Source organism: Paracoccaceae bacterium, from assembly GCA_019454225.1.
Lineage (GTDB): Bacteria > Pseudomonadota > Alphaproteobacteria > Rhodobacterales > Rhodobacteraceae.
Map to the genome: position 1 here is coordinate 295,991 of CP075370.1, position 13,855 is coordinate 309,845.

A 13,855-nucleotide genomic window follows, 5' to 3' on the forward strand; every position below is an offset into this window, starting at 1 on the left:
GGCGCTACTGCGCCAGTGCCTTCACGTCGCCCCAGACGCGGTTGTGGTCGTTCTGAACGGCATCGGGCGGATTCCGGAACAGGATCGCGTCGGCCATCATCTTCACCGGATCGTCGAGGCCCATCGCCGCCACCTCGGACGCATCCGCGACCTCGAACGACTTCATGTTGGCGTGGCCATAGCCGGATTCCTCGATCAGCAGCTTGCCTGTCTCGGGCGACAGCCAGGCGTCGATGAAATCATAGGCGAGCGCCTCGTCCGCGCGGCCGCTGTTCAGAAGCGTCAGGCCGCAGAACCAGGTGAACATGCCTTCCTTCGGCACGGCATAGGCGACCGGCACGCCTTCGGCACGCAGGTTCTTGACCAGGTCGTTCCAGGCATAGGCCGCCACGATCTCGCCCGAGGCCATGGCCTGCTGCACCTCGGATGCGTCGGTCCACAGGAAACGGCTGGTCTGCACGCCGCGCGTGCCCCATTCCTTTGCCGCCGCCTCAAGCTCGGGGCCGGTGACGGCGTAGACCTCGTCATAGCTCTTGCCGGCGACCATCAGGCCGATCTGGATGACCAGTTCATTGTCCAGCATCGACACGCGGCCCTTGTAGGCCTCGTCATAGAAGATGCCCCATGTCGGGTCGGCAATGAAGGCGGGGTCGATCAGGTCGGGGCGGTAGGCGATCGACGAATTGCCCCAGTCGGCCGGGGCCATGACGACATTGCCGTCCATCATGACGCCCTCGGCGGTCTGCAGCGCCGGAAAGATGTCGGCCCAGTGCGTCAGGCGCGCGGTGTCGATGGGCTTGGCCAGCCCCGCGTTGACGAACCGCCCGACCGAGTAGTTGCAGGGATGCATGACATCCGCCTCGAACCCCGCGCGGACCTTGGCAAGTGCCTCTTCCTCGCCGCCGAACACCGAGAAATTGGGAAGCGTTCCGTGCTTGGCGACGTAGCCGGGGATGTAGTCGGCGATGTCGTAGCCGCCCCATGTCAGGCAGGTCAGCGGCGCTCCGGATTGCGCGCGAAGGGGCCGGGGCAGCAGCGCCACGCCCACGCCGAAGGCGCCCGCCGAGGCCAGCATCGCGCGCCGCGAAACCTTGCCCTGTGCCATGCGGTCAATCTGCCTGATGCGGTTCATGGCTTGCGGTCTCCCTGTTGCTGATGCCCGACAGGGACTGTGGCATCGCACCGGCCATCCGCCTAGCAGAAATCCGACACAGGGGCGCCACCGCCCCGTCGTTGTGCCGCGTGGCCTTGCCAGATGCCCCGGCGGCGGCAGACACTGCCCAAAACCAGGAGCGTTTCATGAGCCGATCCCCGATTCACCCCGACCTGATTCTGCTGGGCGCCGACATCGTGACGATGGATCCGTTGCTGCCGCGCGCCGGGGCCATGGCCATCGCCGGGGGGAGGGTCGTGGCGCTGGGCAGCGAGGCCGAGATGCGGGCGCTGGCAGGTCCGCGCAGCGCGGTGATGGATGCGGGCGGGCGGCTCGTGCTGCCGGGCTTCCAGGACACGCATATCCACCTGCAGGACAGCGGGCAGGACTACAGCCAGAACGCCGATCTTACGGATTGCCGCACCCCGGACGAAATCGTGGCGACCCTGTCGGCCTTTGCCGCAACGCATGATCGGCCCTGGGTCTGCGGAACGGGCTGGTATTCCGGGGTCTTCGGCCCGCACAACCTTGACGCCGCCCTGCTCGACCGCGCCGTTCCCGGGCGGCCCTGCATGGTCGTGGCATCCGACGGCCACAACGGCTGCATCAACTCGGCCGCCATCGCCGCCACCGGATTGACCGATGCCACGCCCGATCCGCTGAACGGCCATTTCGTCCGGGACGGCGCAGGCCATGCCAACGGCCACCTCTACGAGACGGCGGTGATGTGGGTGGAGGCGCGGATGCCGCGCCCGGCGGACGACGATTTCGCTGCGGGCGTGCTCTGGGCGCAGGCGCTGGCCCACCGCCACGGCATCACCGGCGTTCTGGATGCGAAGGTCGAGGAACGCCATGTGCGCGTCTATCGCCGCCTGGCCGCCGAGACGCGACTGACGCTGCGGGTCGCCGCCACCGCGCTTGTGACGCCCGAGGACAGTCCCGCGCAGGCCGTCGAACGATTGACCGAGTTCCGCCGGGGCACGCCGGACGGCATGTTCAAGGTGCATTCGGCCAAGTTCTTCCTGGATGGTGTTCTGGAAAACCGGACCGGCGCGATGATCGCACCCTACAGCGACCAGGGCGACAACGCGCCGCTGATGTTCACCCCCGACCAGATCGCCACGCTGTTCCCGGCGCTGGATGCGGCCCGGTTCCAGATCCATGTCCACGCGATCGGGGACATGGCGACCCGCGCGGCGCTGGACGGCATGGCGCTGGCGCGAGCCGCCAACGGCACCTGGCCCTCGCTGCACCAGATCGCGCATGTGCAATGCCTCGACCCGGCCGACGCCCCGCGCTTCCGCGAACTGGGCGTCATGGCGAACATCCAGCCCCTCTGGGCGCGGCACGAACCCTCGGTCACCGATGTGGCGCTGCCGATGGTCGGGCCCGAGCGCGGACGCTGGATGTATGCGTTCCGCACGCTGCGCGACGCGGGCGCCACGCTTGCTCTGTCGTCCGACTGGGGGGTCAGCACGCTGAATCCGTTCGAGATCATCGAGACGGCGGTGACCCGCCAGCCGCCGCGACGCGACGGTTCGCACCCCATCTTCCTGCCAGAACAGCGGCTGACCGTGCAGGAGTGCGTGGCGGGATACACCGTCAACGCCGCGGCCGCCGCGTGGCGGCCCGACACCGGCAGCCTGGCACCCGGACAATGGGCCGATTTCATCGTGCTTGACCGAAACATCCTCGCCTGCGACCCGCGCGACATCGGCGACACGCAGGTGGTCATGACCGCCGTTGCCGGGGTTCCGGTGCACGGCGGGCTGTGAACCGCCCCGGCCTGACGCAGATCAAGGAAAACGGGCGCGATCCGTGCCATGCGGCGGCCACAGGGGGCCGCCATGGACATCGCATTCCTTCTCGACCTGATCGACGAATCCTGGCTTGCGGCGCTGTTCGGCCTGATGACCGGCGTGATCTTCGGGGTGGCGGCGCAGCGGTCGTCGTTCTGTCTGCGGGCCGCAACCGTCGAATTCGCGCGTGGCCAACTCGGCCCCAGGGTGTCGGTCTGGCTGCTGACCTTCGCGACGGCACTGGTCTGGGTCCAGGGCGCGCAGCTGCTGGGGCTGTTTCGCGCATCCGATGCGCGCATGATGGCGGTGCCCGGCTCCTGGTCCGGCGCGGTGTTCGGCGGCCTGATGTTCGGTGCGGGCATGGTGCTGGCGCGCGGCTGCTCGGGGCGGCTGCTGGTGCTGGCGGCCACCGGCAACCTGCGATCGGTGGTGGCGGGTCTGATCTTTGCGGTGGTGGCGCAGATGGCGCTGCATGGCTGGCTCGCGCCGGCGCGGCAATGGCTGGCCGCGCTCTGGGTGACGCCCGGCGGACAGAATGTCGACCTGCTTGCGGCCCTGGGGCTGCCCGGCGAAACCGGGCTGGTCATCGGTCTGGCATTCACCGCGCTGGCGCTGGTTCTGTCGCGGGTCAATGCCATCGGTGCCGCGACGCTGGTCTTCGCCTCGGGCGTCGGTTTCGCGGTGGCCCTGGGATGGGTGCTGACCTTCACGCTGGCGCAGCAGGCATTTGACCCGGTATCGATCACCTCGGCCACATTCTCGGGTCCCTCGGCGAACACGCTGATGTTCTTCCTTGTGCCCGATCCGACGCTCGATTTCGACATCGGGCTCGTTCCCGGCGTCTTCCTTGGCGCCTTCCTTGCCGCCGCCCTCGCAAGACAGCTGAAGTTCCAGGGGTTCGAGGGCGAGGGCCAGATGCGGCGGTCAATGGCCGGTGCCGCGCTCATGGGATTCGGCGCCATGCTGGCGGGTGGGTGCGCCATCGGCGCGGGCGTCACCGGCGGGTCGATCTTTGTGGCAACCGCATGGCTGGCCTTGCTGTCGATGTGGATCGGCGCGGCGATCACGGATTTCCTGGTGGATCAGGCCGGCGCGCGCGTGGCTGCCTGAACCCCTTGCCATCGCTTGCACCTTGCCCCGCCATCCCGGCGCCGCTATCCCTGCGGCCCAAGCCATTCCCGGGGAGGACAGCCCATGAGCAACAACCAGCGTTTCGACAAGTCGAAGCTTCCCAGCCGCCATGTGACCGAAGGCCCCGCCCGCGCGCCGCATCGCAGCTATTTCTACGCCATGGGCATCACCGAGGAAGAAATCCACCAGCCCTGGGTCGGCGTCGCGACCTGCTGGAACGAGGCCGCGCCCTGCAACATCGCCCTGAACCGGCAGGCGCAGTCGGTGAAGATGGGGGTCAAGAAGGGCGGCGGCACGCCGCGCGAGTTCACCACCATCACCGTGACCGACGGCATCGCCATGGGGCACGAGGGGATGCGCTCGTCGCTCGCCTCGCGCGATGCGATCGCGGACACGGTGGAACTGACGATGCGCGGCCATTGCTACGACGCCATCGTGGGACTTGCAGGCTGCGACAAGTCGCTGCCAGGGATGATGATGGCGATGGTCCGGCTGAACGTGCCCTCGGTCTTCATCTACGGCGGGTCGATCCTGCCGGGCAAGCTGGGCGGCAAGGATGTGGTGGTTCAGGACGTGTTCGAAGCGGTCGGCAAGCATCAGGCCGGCACGATGACGGATGCGGAGCTTGACATCCTGGAACGTGTCGCCTGCCCCAGCGCCGGTGCCTGCGGCGGACAGTACACCGCAAACACCATGGCCTGCGTGTCCGAGGCCATCGGCCTGGCGCTGCTGAATTCGTCGGGCGCCCCGGCCCCCTATGAATCGCGCGACCAGTATGGCGATGCCTCGGGCGTCGCCGTCATGCACCTGATCGAAAAGAACATCCGCGCGCGCGACATCGTCACCCGCAAGAGCCTTGAGAACGCCGCCCGCGTCGTCGCCTGCACCGGCGGATCGACCAACGGCGGGCTGCATCTGCCCGCGATCGCGCATGAGGCGGGAATCGACTTCGACCTGTTCGACGTCTGCGACATCTTCCGCGACACGCCCTATTTCGTGAACCTGCGCCCCGGTGGCGCCTATGTGGCAAAGGACCTGTACGAGGTGGGCGGCGTGCCCGTGGTGCTGAAGGAACTGCGCCGCGCCGGCCTTCTGCACGAGGATTGCATCACCGCCTCGGGCCGCAGCATCGGCGAGGAGCTTGACCACATCACGCGCGAGGCTGACGGTCGTGTGATCTATCCGGTCGACGCCCCGATCTCGAAGACCGGGGGCGTCGTGGGGCTGCGCGGCAATCTTGCTCCCGATGGCGCCATCGTGAAGGTCGCCGGGATGAGCGCCGAGGAACAGGTGTTCACCGGCCCCGCCCGCGTCTTCGAAAGCGAGGAGGACGCCTTCGAGGCGGTCCAGAAACGCGACTACAGCGAAGGCGACGTGATCGTGATCCGCAACGAGGGTCCGGCGGGCGGCCCGGGCATGCGCGAGATGCTGGCGACCACGGCAGCGCTGTCCGGCCAGGGCATGGGCAAGAAGGTCGCGCTGATCACCGACGGCCGGTTCTCGGGCGCGACGCGCGGGTTCTGCGTGGGCCATGTCGGCCCCGAGGCGGCGCATGGCGGCCCGATCGCCCTGCTGCGGAACGGCGACATGATCACGCTGAACGCGCTGACCGGCGAGTTGTCGGTTGCGCTGTCGGATGCCGAACTCGCCGCCCGCAAGGCCGAATGGAAGGGTCCGCGTGACACGGCCTATGCGTCGGGCGCGCTGTGGAAATACGCCCGCCTCGTGGGTGGCGCCCGGCACGGCGCGGTCACGCACCCCGGCGCAAAGGCCGAGGCGCATGTCTACATGGATCAGTAAGGCGCGCGCCGCGTCCCTGGTGCTGATCGTCGCCGCCTGCGTTCCGGCGGGCGGCCCGCGCGTCGTCAACTTCGGCAGCGCAACCCTGCCCGGCTTTGCGGTGGCCGCGCCCCACGGGTTCTGTGCTGCGGAGGACAGCCGCAGCCGGATCGGCGCCAACGACTTCGTGGCCTTCACCCGCTGCCCGGGCGCGACCGGTTCGCCCGTGCTGCTGACCGCCACCGTCGGCATACCGGGCAGCGGCAGCGTCGCACCCGACCCTGCCGGACTGGCCGCCTTCTTTACCTCGCAGGCGGGTCGCCGGATGCTCAGCCGGGCCGGCCGGGCCGACAGCGTGACGGTGCACGAGGTCATCGCGACCGACGGCGCGACGCTGCTGCATCTGACCGACCGCGCCCGCGCGCCCGGCACGGCCCTGGGCGGCGAGGGATGGCGGGCGGTTGCGGCGATCGACGGCCGTCTGGTCACCCTGACGGTTTCAGGCACCGTCGCGGCACCGCTTGCCGCACCCGTTGGCCGCCGCCTGATCGACGGCTTTCTGCGCGCCACCCGCGCCGCCAATCAGGGCAGCTGAGCCGTGCCTTCGCTGTCAAACATTCCGAAACGCCCCCGTGCCAGTCTGCACGCCGTCGCGCCGATCCGGTATTGTTTCCATTGCGGCGACAAAGCGGATGCGCGACAACCCACCGGGTAAGGCCAGGAACGCCAGATGGGACAACGTCTTGACACGCTGATCGACCGTATCCTGCATCGCAGCGCGCTGCGTCGCTGGGATGCCTTCGCGCAGGCAGCGGCGGGAACCGATCTGCCCACGCTGCGCCGCCTGCGCAGCCGTGCCTGGGCGCTGCGCCGTCGCCTGGACCGCGTGATCCACGAGGCCGAGCATCGGCTGGCGCTTCCGGTGATCGGGTCGAACGCACTGCGGCGCCCGGTCGGATCCGACTGGGTCTGGCGCCCCGCGCTGTGGACCGGAATGATCCCGGTTCCCGGCCAGTCCTCGGTTCCCGGCAAGGCTGCAATCGCGGAAGGCGCGACGCTGTTCCATGACTGCCGCCGGTCGGAACTGACCGTGCGCCAGATACGCAACACCCGGGAACAGGATCTTGCGCCCTTCGGCCTGCGGATGGATGTGTTCCGGTTTGACGGGTCGTTCCTGTCGCTCGTGCTCGACCTGCCCGAGGACGCGGTGCAGGGCCTGCGATTGCGGCACCTGATCCGCGTGGATGCCATCGTCGAGATGGAAAAGCCGCTGGAAATCTTCGCGCGGCTGAATATCCGGCACGGCCCGAACGTCGAGCAGGTGGTGCGCGAACTGCCGCTGAGATCGGAGGAGGTGATGGTCGAGTTCGATCTTGCCTATACAAATGTCTCGGAGAAGCGGATCGAGAAGATCTGGATCGACCTGATCTTCGAGGGACCCGAGATGAACCAGATCATCCTGCGCGACGTGACGGTCAGCCGCCGCCCGCGCGCCGAACTCTAGGGGCGGACCATGTCGGATATCGCGCTGACGCAGACGCGCATTCGCGCCGGGGTCTGGGAAGGCGTGCTGACCGGCGCCGGAACCGCGCCCCCGGCCATCGAGGCACTGCATCTGGAAACGCCGCTGCCGGGGCTGACCGTGACCCCGGTGCCGGAACGGGCGGGTGACTACGCGGTGCAGTTGCCGATACCGGCGACGCTGCTGTCGGAGGGGGTGCAGACCGTCATCCTGCGCGACCCCGCAACGGGCACGCGCCTGGCCCATTTCACCATCGTCACCGGCACGCCGCTGGAAGCCGACATCCGGGCAGAGGTGGATCTGCTGCGGGCCGAGCTTGACATGCTGAAGCGCGCGTTCCGCAGGCACTGCCTGGAAACCATGGGCTGAATGGCCCGGAAGCCGGCGGTCGGGCTTGGATCGGCGGCGATCCTGCCCTAGCCTCTGCCCGCACGGCGGCGGAGGGCGGCGATGGACGGAACACAAACCGAGACGGCAAACCTGGTCTGGCGCAGGGAACGTGCCGATCTTGCGGCAGCCTTCCGCTGGACTGCCCGGCTGAACATGCACGAGGCGGTGGCAAACCATTTCTCGCTGGCGGTCAGCCCGGACGGGCGGCGGTTCCTGATGAATCCCAACCAGCGCCATTTCGCGCGGATCCGGGCAAGCGACCTGTTGCTGCTGGATGCCGACGACCCCGCCACGATGGCCGGTCCCGATGCCCCCGACCCTACCGCCTGGGGCCTGCACGGCGCGATCCATCGACGGTGTCCGCATGCGGTCTGCGTGATGCATGTGCATTCGATCTTTGCCACGGTGCTGGCCAGCCTGGCCGACAGCCGCCTGCCGCCGATCGACCAGAACACCGCGACATTCTTCAACCGTGTGGTGATCGACGAAGGCTACGGCGGCCTTGCCTTCGAGGACGAAGGCACGCGGGTTGCGTCGCAACTGTCCGACCCGGCAAAGAAGGTCATGGTGATGGGCAACCACGGCGTTCTGGTGATCGGGTCGGACGTCGCCGATACGTTCACGCGCCTCTACTACTTCGAACGCTCTACAGAAACCTACATCCGCGCGCTTCAGACCGGCCGGCCGCTGCGGCTTCTGTCCGACGAGGTGGCCGAGCGCGTGGCGCGCGAGATGGAGGATTATCCCGGTCAGGCCGAGCGGCATCTGGCCGAACTGCGCGCCATCCTCGACAGCGAGGGCTCGGACTATGCCGACTGACCGCGACAGGCGCGCACCGGCAGGCCGTCAGCCCGACGCCGGCGCATTCTCGTGCCCCTCGGCGTCTGTGGGTTGCAGATAGTCCGCAAACAGGCAGCCATCGACCCGACCGTCGCCATTCAGGTCGACATAGGCCCAGTGCCGCCCCGGTTCGTCATATCCCCGCACGCTGACCACATGCCCGACCGGCAGGATTGCCGAGATCCCGAACTGCTCGCCCGGCCCCTTGCGCAGGTTCAGGCCGCTGCGGGCGATCACCTCATGCGTGCCAAGCATCCGGAGCGGGGCAGGCGGAGCAGGGATTCACGCTTTTTTTGCGTTTGCCCGAGGGTGCACGGCAATTGCGGCCACGACACGCTCTGCTAGAACGCAGCGATCGGGATCGGGGGACAGATGGATCACTTCCTGTATCGGAACGGCATCCTGCATGCCGAAGATGTGCCGCTGCCCGACATCGCGGCAGCGGTCGGCACGCCGTTCTACTGCTATTCGCAGGCCACGCTCACCCGGCACTATCGGCTGTTCACCGAGGCGCTGTCGCCGTTGCCGCATCTGGTCTGCTTTGCCGTCAAGTCATTGTCGAACGTGGCGGTGCTGCGGGTGCTGGGCAATCTGGGCGCCGGAATGGACGTGGTGTCGGGGGGTGAGTACCTGCGCGCACGGGCTGCGGGCGTTCCGGGTGACCGTATCGTGTTCTCGGGCGTCGGCAAGACGCGCGACGAGATGCGGCTGGCGATCGAGGGCGGCATCCGCCAGATCAACCTGGAAAGCGAACCCGAGATGCGCGCGCTGTCCGAGGTCGCGGCAAGCATGGGCGCGGTTGTTCCGGTGACCGTGCGGGTCAATCCCGACGTCGATGCACGGACGCATGAGAAGATCGCCACAGGCAAGAAGGACAACAAGTTCGGAATCCCGATCACCCGGGCCCGCGATGTCTATGCCGAGATCGCCCGCCTCCCCGGACTGCGCGCAGTGGGCATCGACGTACATATCGGCAGCCAGCTGACCGAGCTTGAACCCTTTGCGGCGGCATATTCCAAGGTCGCCGAACTGACGGGCGTCCTGCGTGCCGACGGGCACGCGATCGAGCGGCTGGATCTGGGCGGGGGGCTTGGCATTCCCTACACGCGGGGGAACGACGCGCCCCCCCTGCCGACCGACTACGGCGACCTGATCAAGCGCACCCTGGGGCATCTGGGTTGCGAGATCGAGATCGAGCCGGGGCGGCTGATCTCGGGCAATGCAGGGGTGCTGGTGTCGCGGGTGATCTGGGTGAAGTCGGGCGAGGGGCGCGACTTCCTGATCCTCGACGCCGCGATGAACGACCTCGTGCGCCCGGCGATGTATTCGGCGCATCATGACATCGTGCCCGTGGTCGAACCCGCTCCAGGGGCCGAGCCTGCGGTCTACGACGTGGTCGGGCCGGTCTGCGAAACCGGCGACACCTTTGCCAGGGCCCGTGCGATGCCGCACCTGACCGAAGGCGACCTTGTCGCCTTCCGGTCGGCAGGCGCCTATGGGGCGGTGATGGCCAGCGAATACAACTCGCGCCCGCTGGTGCCCGAGGTGCTTGCGCATCAGGATCACTTTGCGGTCATCCGGGCCCGGCCCACGTTTGACGAGATGCTGAAAAGGGATACCATCCCGCAATGGCTGTGACGCGGGATCGTCCCGCGCGCTGCACTGAACCCATGGGGGGCGGCCCGGCGCATGACCGACAGCCTGAACCGGACCACGCTTGAACGGCTGCGCAGGCCGCTGGCCCTGACGCTGGCGGGGCTTTGGGCGGAACGGCTGACCCGGGCCTTCTGGCCGCTCTGGTCGATGGTGATCGGCGTCTTCGCCGCGTTGTCCTTCGGCCTGCATGATCGCCTGCCGGTCGAGGCCGTGTGGATCGGGCTGGTCGCACTGCTTGCCGGGGCAGGCTGGGCACTGTGGCGCGGGTGGCGGGAATTCCGGCGCCCGACGCGGGCCGAGGCGGTGGCGCGGATCGACGCGACGCTGCCGGGCCAGCCGTTGGCGACGCTTTCCGACAGCCAGGCAATCGGTTCCGCAGACCCGCTGTCGGCCGGCGTGTGGCAGGTTCACCGCCGCCGCATGGCCGACCGCGCCGCCACCGCCCGCCCGGTGCCGCCCGATCTGCGGCTGTCGCGACGCGATCCGTTCGGGTTGCGCTATGTCGCGCTGACGGCACTGGTCATGGCGCTGATGTTCGGTTCCATCTGGCGCGCGGCCACGGTTGCGGGGCTTGCCCCGGGGCAGGCCGAAGCGCTGGCCATGGGCCCGACCTGGGAAGGCTGGGTGCAGCCCCCGCCCTATACCGGCAAGCCCGCGCTATACCTGAACGACATCGACCGCGCATCGTTCGAGGCGCCCGTGGGGTCGCGCGTTCAGGTGCGGATGTATGGCGAGATCGGCCAGCTCGTGCTGGCCGAGACGGTATCGGGCCGCGCGGGCACCGATGTGCCGCCCGCCTCCGATCCGGCGCAGGATTTCCTGCTGAACCGTTCCGGCCAGATCGAGATCCAGGGGCCGGGCGGGCGTGTGTGGCAGGTCATCGCCCTGCCCGACACGCCGCCGGTCATCGCGCCGACCGGTGACGCCACCCGCGAAGGCGACGGGCAGATGCGCCTGCCGTTCAAGGCAGCCGATGATCACGGCGTGACGGCGGCACGGGCCGAGATCACGCTCGATCTTGGTGCCGTCAGCCGCCGCTTCGGGCTGACCGTCGAACCCGAACCGCGCGAGACGCTGATCCTCGACCTGCCGCTGCCGATCCGCGGCAACCGCGCCAGTTTCGAGGAAGCGCTGCTTGAGGATGTGTCGAAACATCCTTTCGCCAACCTGCCGGTGCAGGTGCGCCTGTCGGCAACCGACGCGCCGGGCCAGATCGGCCTTGCCGAACCCATCGCGATGGAACTGCCTGCGAAGCGCTTCTTCGACCCGCTGGCCGCCGCGATCATCGAGATGCGGCGGGATCTGTTGTGGAACCGCACGAACGCGCCGCGCACCGCGCAGCTTCTGAAAGCCGTGACGAACCGCCCCGAGGGATTCGTGCGCAACGAGCGTGCATGGCTGCGCCTGCGCGTGGTGCTGCGACGGCTCGATCTGGAGAAGGCCAGCCTTTCGGCCGAGGCGCGTGATGAGATTGCCGATGCGCTGTGGGACATCGCGCTGATGGTCGAGGAGGGCGATCTTGCCTCGGCGCTGGAACGGCTGCGCCGCGCGCAGGATCGGCTGGACGAGGCGATCCGCAACGGTGCCGACCCGTCCGAGATCGAACGCCTGATGCAGGAAATGCGCGAGGCGCTTGACGAATACATGCGCCGCCTTGCCGAGGAGGCCGAGCGCAACCCCGACCAGCAGCAGTCGGGCGACATGCAGGGCATGGAATTCTCCGGCAACCAGCTTCAGGAAATGCTCGACGAACTCCAGCGCCTGATGGAGGAAGGCCGGATGGCCGAGGCGCAGGAACTGATGGAAATGATGCGTCAGCTCATGGAGAACATGCGGGTGACGCAGGGCGAGGGCGGTCAGGGCGGCCAGGGCAACCAGGCGATGCGCGACCTGCAGGAAACCCTGCGCGACCAGCAGGGCCTTAGCGACGATGCCTTCCGCGACCTCCAGGACGGATCCAACGGCCAGCAGGGGCAGCAGCAACCCGGCCAGCAGGGCGAGGGTCAGCAACAGGGTGAAGGTCAGGGCGAAGGCCAGCAGGGCCAGGGTCAGCAGGGCCAAGGCAGTCTTGCCGACCGTCAGCGTGAGCTGCGCGACCGGCTGGGACAGCTGGGCCGTGGCCCGCTTCCCGGCGAGGGCAGCGAACAGGGCGACGCCGGCAGGCAGGCCCTCGACGAGGCAGGGCGCGCGATGCGCGAGGCCGAGGATGCGCTGCGCCGGGGCGACCTGCCGGGCGCGCTCGACCGGCAGGCCGAAGCGATGAACCGGATGCGCGAGGGCATGCGGTCACTGGGTGAGGCACTGGCCGAGGAACAGCGCCAGCAACAGGGCAACGGCCAGCAGGGCGAGGCCTTCGGCCGCGCCGACCCGAACGCCCCGCGCGATCCGCTGGGCCGCGAACCCGGCGAGGGCGCACGCATCGGTTCAGACCGCAACATGCTGCAAGGCGAGGATGTCTATCGCCGGGCCGAGGAACTGCTCGGTGAAATCCGGCGGCGGCAGGGCGAGCAGGCCCGCCCCGAGGCGGAACGCGACTATCTTCGCCGCCTGCTCGACCTGTTCTGACGGCGCGCGCACCGCGACCCCGGCGGCCGGGGCGATCAGGTGGGCAGGCGTCAGCCGCGCGGCGCGGCAGCGCGGCGCAGACGATCGTTGATGGCACGGCCCAACCCGATATCCGGCACTGGGGCGAACCCGATCCGTCCCCCCGGCCCCGCCAGATCGTCGGCCTGCCGCAGGGCGTGGAACAGACGCGCCGCCGCCTCGACCAGATCGCCCCCGGATGACAGGTTCAGCGCCGCATCCGCGCACGCCGGGCCAAAGCCAACCCAGATCTCGCCCGCCTCGGGCACCGTCACGCCCATCCGCACCCGCGCCGCAGGCGCATAGTGCGACGAAAGCTGCCCGGGCGCCGTGACGCGCCCGGTTTCCGGCGGCAGCAGCGCTTCGCCAAGCACTGCCTCGGCCGCCTCGGCAGGCACGCCCCCGGGCCGCAGCAGCCGCGCGGGCCCCTCCAGCCCCAGGATGGTCGATTCGACCCCGACCGCGCAGGTGCCGCCATCGACCACCGCCGCGATTCGGCCCGACAGCCCGTCCGTCACATGTGCCGCCCGCGTTGGCGAGACCCTGCCCGACGGATTGGCCGATGGCGCGGCCAGCGGCCCGCCGAACGCCCGCAGCAGGCGCTGCGCGACCGGATGCGCGGGCACCCGCAGCGCCACCGTCGCCAGCCCCGCCGTCACCAGCGGCGAAAGCCCTGCATCGTCCCGCAGCGGCAGCACAAGCGTCATCGGGCCTGGCCAGAACGCCGCCGCCAGCCGGTCGGCCCGGTCGTCGAACCGCCCGATCCGCCGCGCGGCTGCCACATCCGGCAGATGCACGATCAGAGGATTGAACCGGGGCCGCCCCTTCGCGGCAAAGATCGCCGCAACTGCCCCATCGCTCCGCGCGTCCCCGCCAAGGCCATAGACCGTCTCGGTCGGCAGGGCGACAAGCAGCCCGGCGCGCAGAAGTTCCGCCGCGCGCGCGATGCCCTGATCGTCCGGCAGGATAAGCTCGGTCGTGGTCGTCGTGGCCATTGTCCCG

12 protein-coding genes are annotated in these 13,855 nt (G+C 68.9%); 9 read left to right on the forward strand and 3 right to left on the reverse strand.

What is annotated here, in order from left to right:
• Positions 1–4: 4 nt before the first annotated feature.
• The gene (locus tag KF887_01430; GenBank protein QYK41834.1) at positions 5–1,132 is read right to left on the reverse strand and encodes an extracellular solute-binding protein; all 1,128 of its coding nucleotides are present in this window, start codon (positions 1,130–1,132) and stop codon (positions 5–7) included.
• Positions 1,133–1,299: 167 nt separating this feature from the next.
• Between KF887_01430 and KF887_01435 the strand changes: the two genes are divergently transcribed.
• The 7 genes from KF887_01435 to KF887_01465 all read left to right on the forward strand — a co-directional run bounded on the left by KF887_01435 (position 1,300) and on the right by KF887_01465 (position 8,593).
• A complete protein-coding gene (locus tag KF887_01435; GenBank protein QYK41835.1) occupies positions 1,300–2,928 on the forward strand; it encodes an amidohydrolase in 1,629 nt (542 codons plus the stop codon).
• A 72-nt stretch (positions 2,929–3,000) separates the two neighbouring features.
• Positions 3,001–4,062 carry a YeeE/YedE family protein gene (locus tag KF887_01440; GenBank protein QYK41836.1) on the forward strand — a complete coding sequence of 354 codons (1,062 nt, stop codon included), beginning with the start codon at positions 3,001–3,003 and terminating at the stop codon, positions 4,060–4,062.
• A gap of 84 nt (positions 4,063–4,146) precedes the next feature.
• The gene (gene ilvD / locus KF887_01445; protein ID QYK41837.1) at positions 4,147–5,883 is read left to right on the forward strand and encodes a dihydroxy-acid dehydratase; all 1,737 of its coding nucleotides are present in this window, start codon (positions 4,147–4,149) and stop codon (positions 5,881–5,883) included.
• Positions 5,864–6,457 (forward strand): cation transport ATPase, encoded by a 594-nt coding sequence (locus KF887_01450; GenBank protein QYK41838.1) that lies wholly within the window; start codon positions 5,864–5,866, stop codon positions 6,455–6,457. The genes ilvD and KF887_01450 overlap by 20 nt, the downstream gene beginning before the upstream one ends.
• A 135-nt stretch (positions 6,458–6,592) precedes the next feature.
• Complete coding sequence (locus KF887_01455; protein QYK41839.1) at positions 6,593–7,366, forward strand: hypothetical protein; 774 nt, start codon at positions 6,593–6,595, stop codon at positions 7,364–7,366.
• A gap of 9 nt (positions 7,367–7,375) precedes the next feature.
• Positions 7,376–7,753 carry a hypothetical protein gene (locus tag KF887_01460; GenBank protein ID QYK41840.1) on the forward strand — a complete coding sequence of 126 codons (378 nt, stop codon included), beginning with the start codon at positions 7,376–7,378 and terminating at the stop codon, positions 7,751–7,753.
• An 81-nt stretch (positions 7,754–7,834) separates the two neighbouring features.
• Entirely contained in the window at positions 7,835–8,593 is a 759-nt protein-coding gene (locus tag KF887_01465) for a class II aldolase/adducin family protein (GenBank protein ID QYK41841.1), read from the forward strand.
• A 27-nt stretch (positions 8,594–8,620) separates the two neighbouring features.
• Here the strand turns inward: KF887_01465 and KF887_01470 are convergent, their stop codons facing one another.
• The gene (locus KF887_01470; protein QYK41842.1) at positions 8,621–8,869 is read right to left on the reverse strand and encodes an SH3 domain-containing protein; all 249 of its coding nucleotides are present in this window, start codon (positions 8,867–8,869) and stop codon (positions 8,621–8,623) included.
• Between the two features lie 117 nt (positions 8,870–8,986).
• Between KF887_01470 and lysA the strand changes: the two genes are divergently transcribed.
• Both lysA and KF887_01480 read left to right on the forward strand, forming a co-directional pair.
• Positions 8,987–10,252, forward strand: coding sequence for a diaminopimelate decarboxylase (gene lysA, locus KF887_01475; GenBank protein ID QYK41843.1), 1,266 nt, complete (start codon positions 8,987–8,989; stop codon positions 10,250–10,252).
• Positions 10,253–10,303: 51 nt separating this feature from the next.
• Positions 10,304–12,835: a DUF4175 domain-containing protein gene (locus KF887_01480; protein ID QYK41844.1), complete on the forward strand. Its 2,532-nt coding sequence runs from the start codon at positions 10,304–10,306 to the stop codon at positions 12,833–12,835.
• Between the two features lie 50 nt (positions 12,836–12,885).
• Here the strand turns inward: KF887_01480 and KF887_01485 are convergent, their stop codons facing one another.
• On the reverse strand, positions 12,886–13,848 hold the full coding sequence (locus tag KF887_01485; GenBank protein ID QYK41845.1) for a threonylcarbamoyl-AMP synthase: 963 nt from the start codon (positions 13,846–13,848) through the stop codon (positions 12,886–12,888).
• Positions 13,849–13,855 lie beyond the last annotated feature (7 nt).

What these genes read in the sequence shown, in the direction of transcription:
- KF887_01430 (QYK41834.1), bottom strand. Translation starts at nt 1,132, where the DNA reads ATGAACCGCATCAGGCAGATTGACCGCATGGCACAGGGCAAGGTTTCG.
- KF887_01435 (QYK41835.1), top strand. Translation starts at nt 1,300, where the DNA reads ATGAGCCGATCCCCGATTCACCCCGACCTGATTCTGCTGGGCGCCGAC.
- KF887_01440 (QYK41836.1), top strand. Translation starts at nt 3,001, where the DNA reads ATGGACATCGCATTCCTTCTCGACCTGATCGACGAATCCTGGCTTGCG.
- ilvD (QYK41837.1), top strand. Translation starts at nt 4,147, where the DNA reads ATGAGCAACAACCAGCGTTTCGACAAGTCGAAGCTTCCCAGCCGCCAT.
- KF887_01450 (QYK41838.1), top strand. Translation starts at nt 5,864, where the DNA reads ATGTCTACATGGATCAGTAAGGCGCGCGCCGCGTCCCTGGTGCTGATC.
- KF887_01455 (QYK41839.1), top strand. Translation starts at nt 6,593, where the DNA reads ATGGGACAACGTCTTGACACGCTGATCGACCGTATCCTGCATCGCAGC.
- KF887_01460 (QYK41840.1), top strand. Translation starts at nt 7,376, where the DNA reads ATGTCGGATATCGCGCTGACGCAGACGCGCATTCGCGCCGGGGTCTGG.
- KF887_01465 (QYK41841.1), top strand. Translation starts at nt 7,835, where the DNA reads ATGGACGGAACACAAACCGAGACGGCAAACCTGGTCTGGCGCAGGGAA.
- KF887_01470 (QYK41842.1), bottom strand. Translation starts at nt 8,869, where the DNA reads ATGCTTGGCACGCATGAGGTGATCGCCCGCAGCGGCCTGAACCTGCGC.
- lysA (QYK41843.1), top strand. Translation starts at nt 8,987, where the DNA reads ATGGATCACTTCCTGTATCGGAACGGCATCCTGCATGCCGAAGATGTG.
- KF887_01480 (QYK41844.1), top strand. Translation starts at nt 10,304, where the DNA reads ATGACCGACAGCCTGAACCGGACCACGCTTGAACGGCTGCGCAGGCCG.
- KF887_01485 (QYK41845.1), bottom strand. Translation starts at nt 13,848, where the DNA reads ATGGCCACGACGACCACGACCGAGCTTATCCTGCCGGACGATCAGGGC.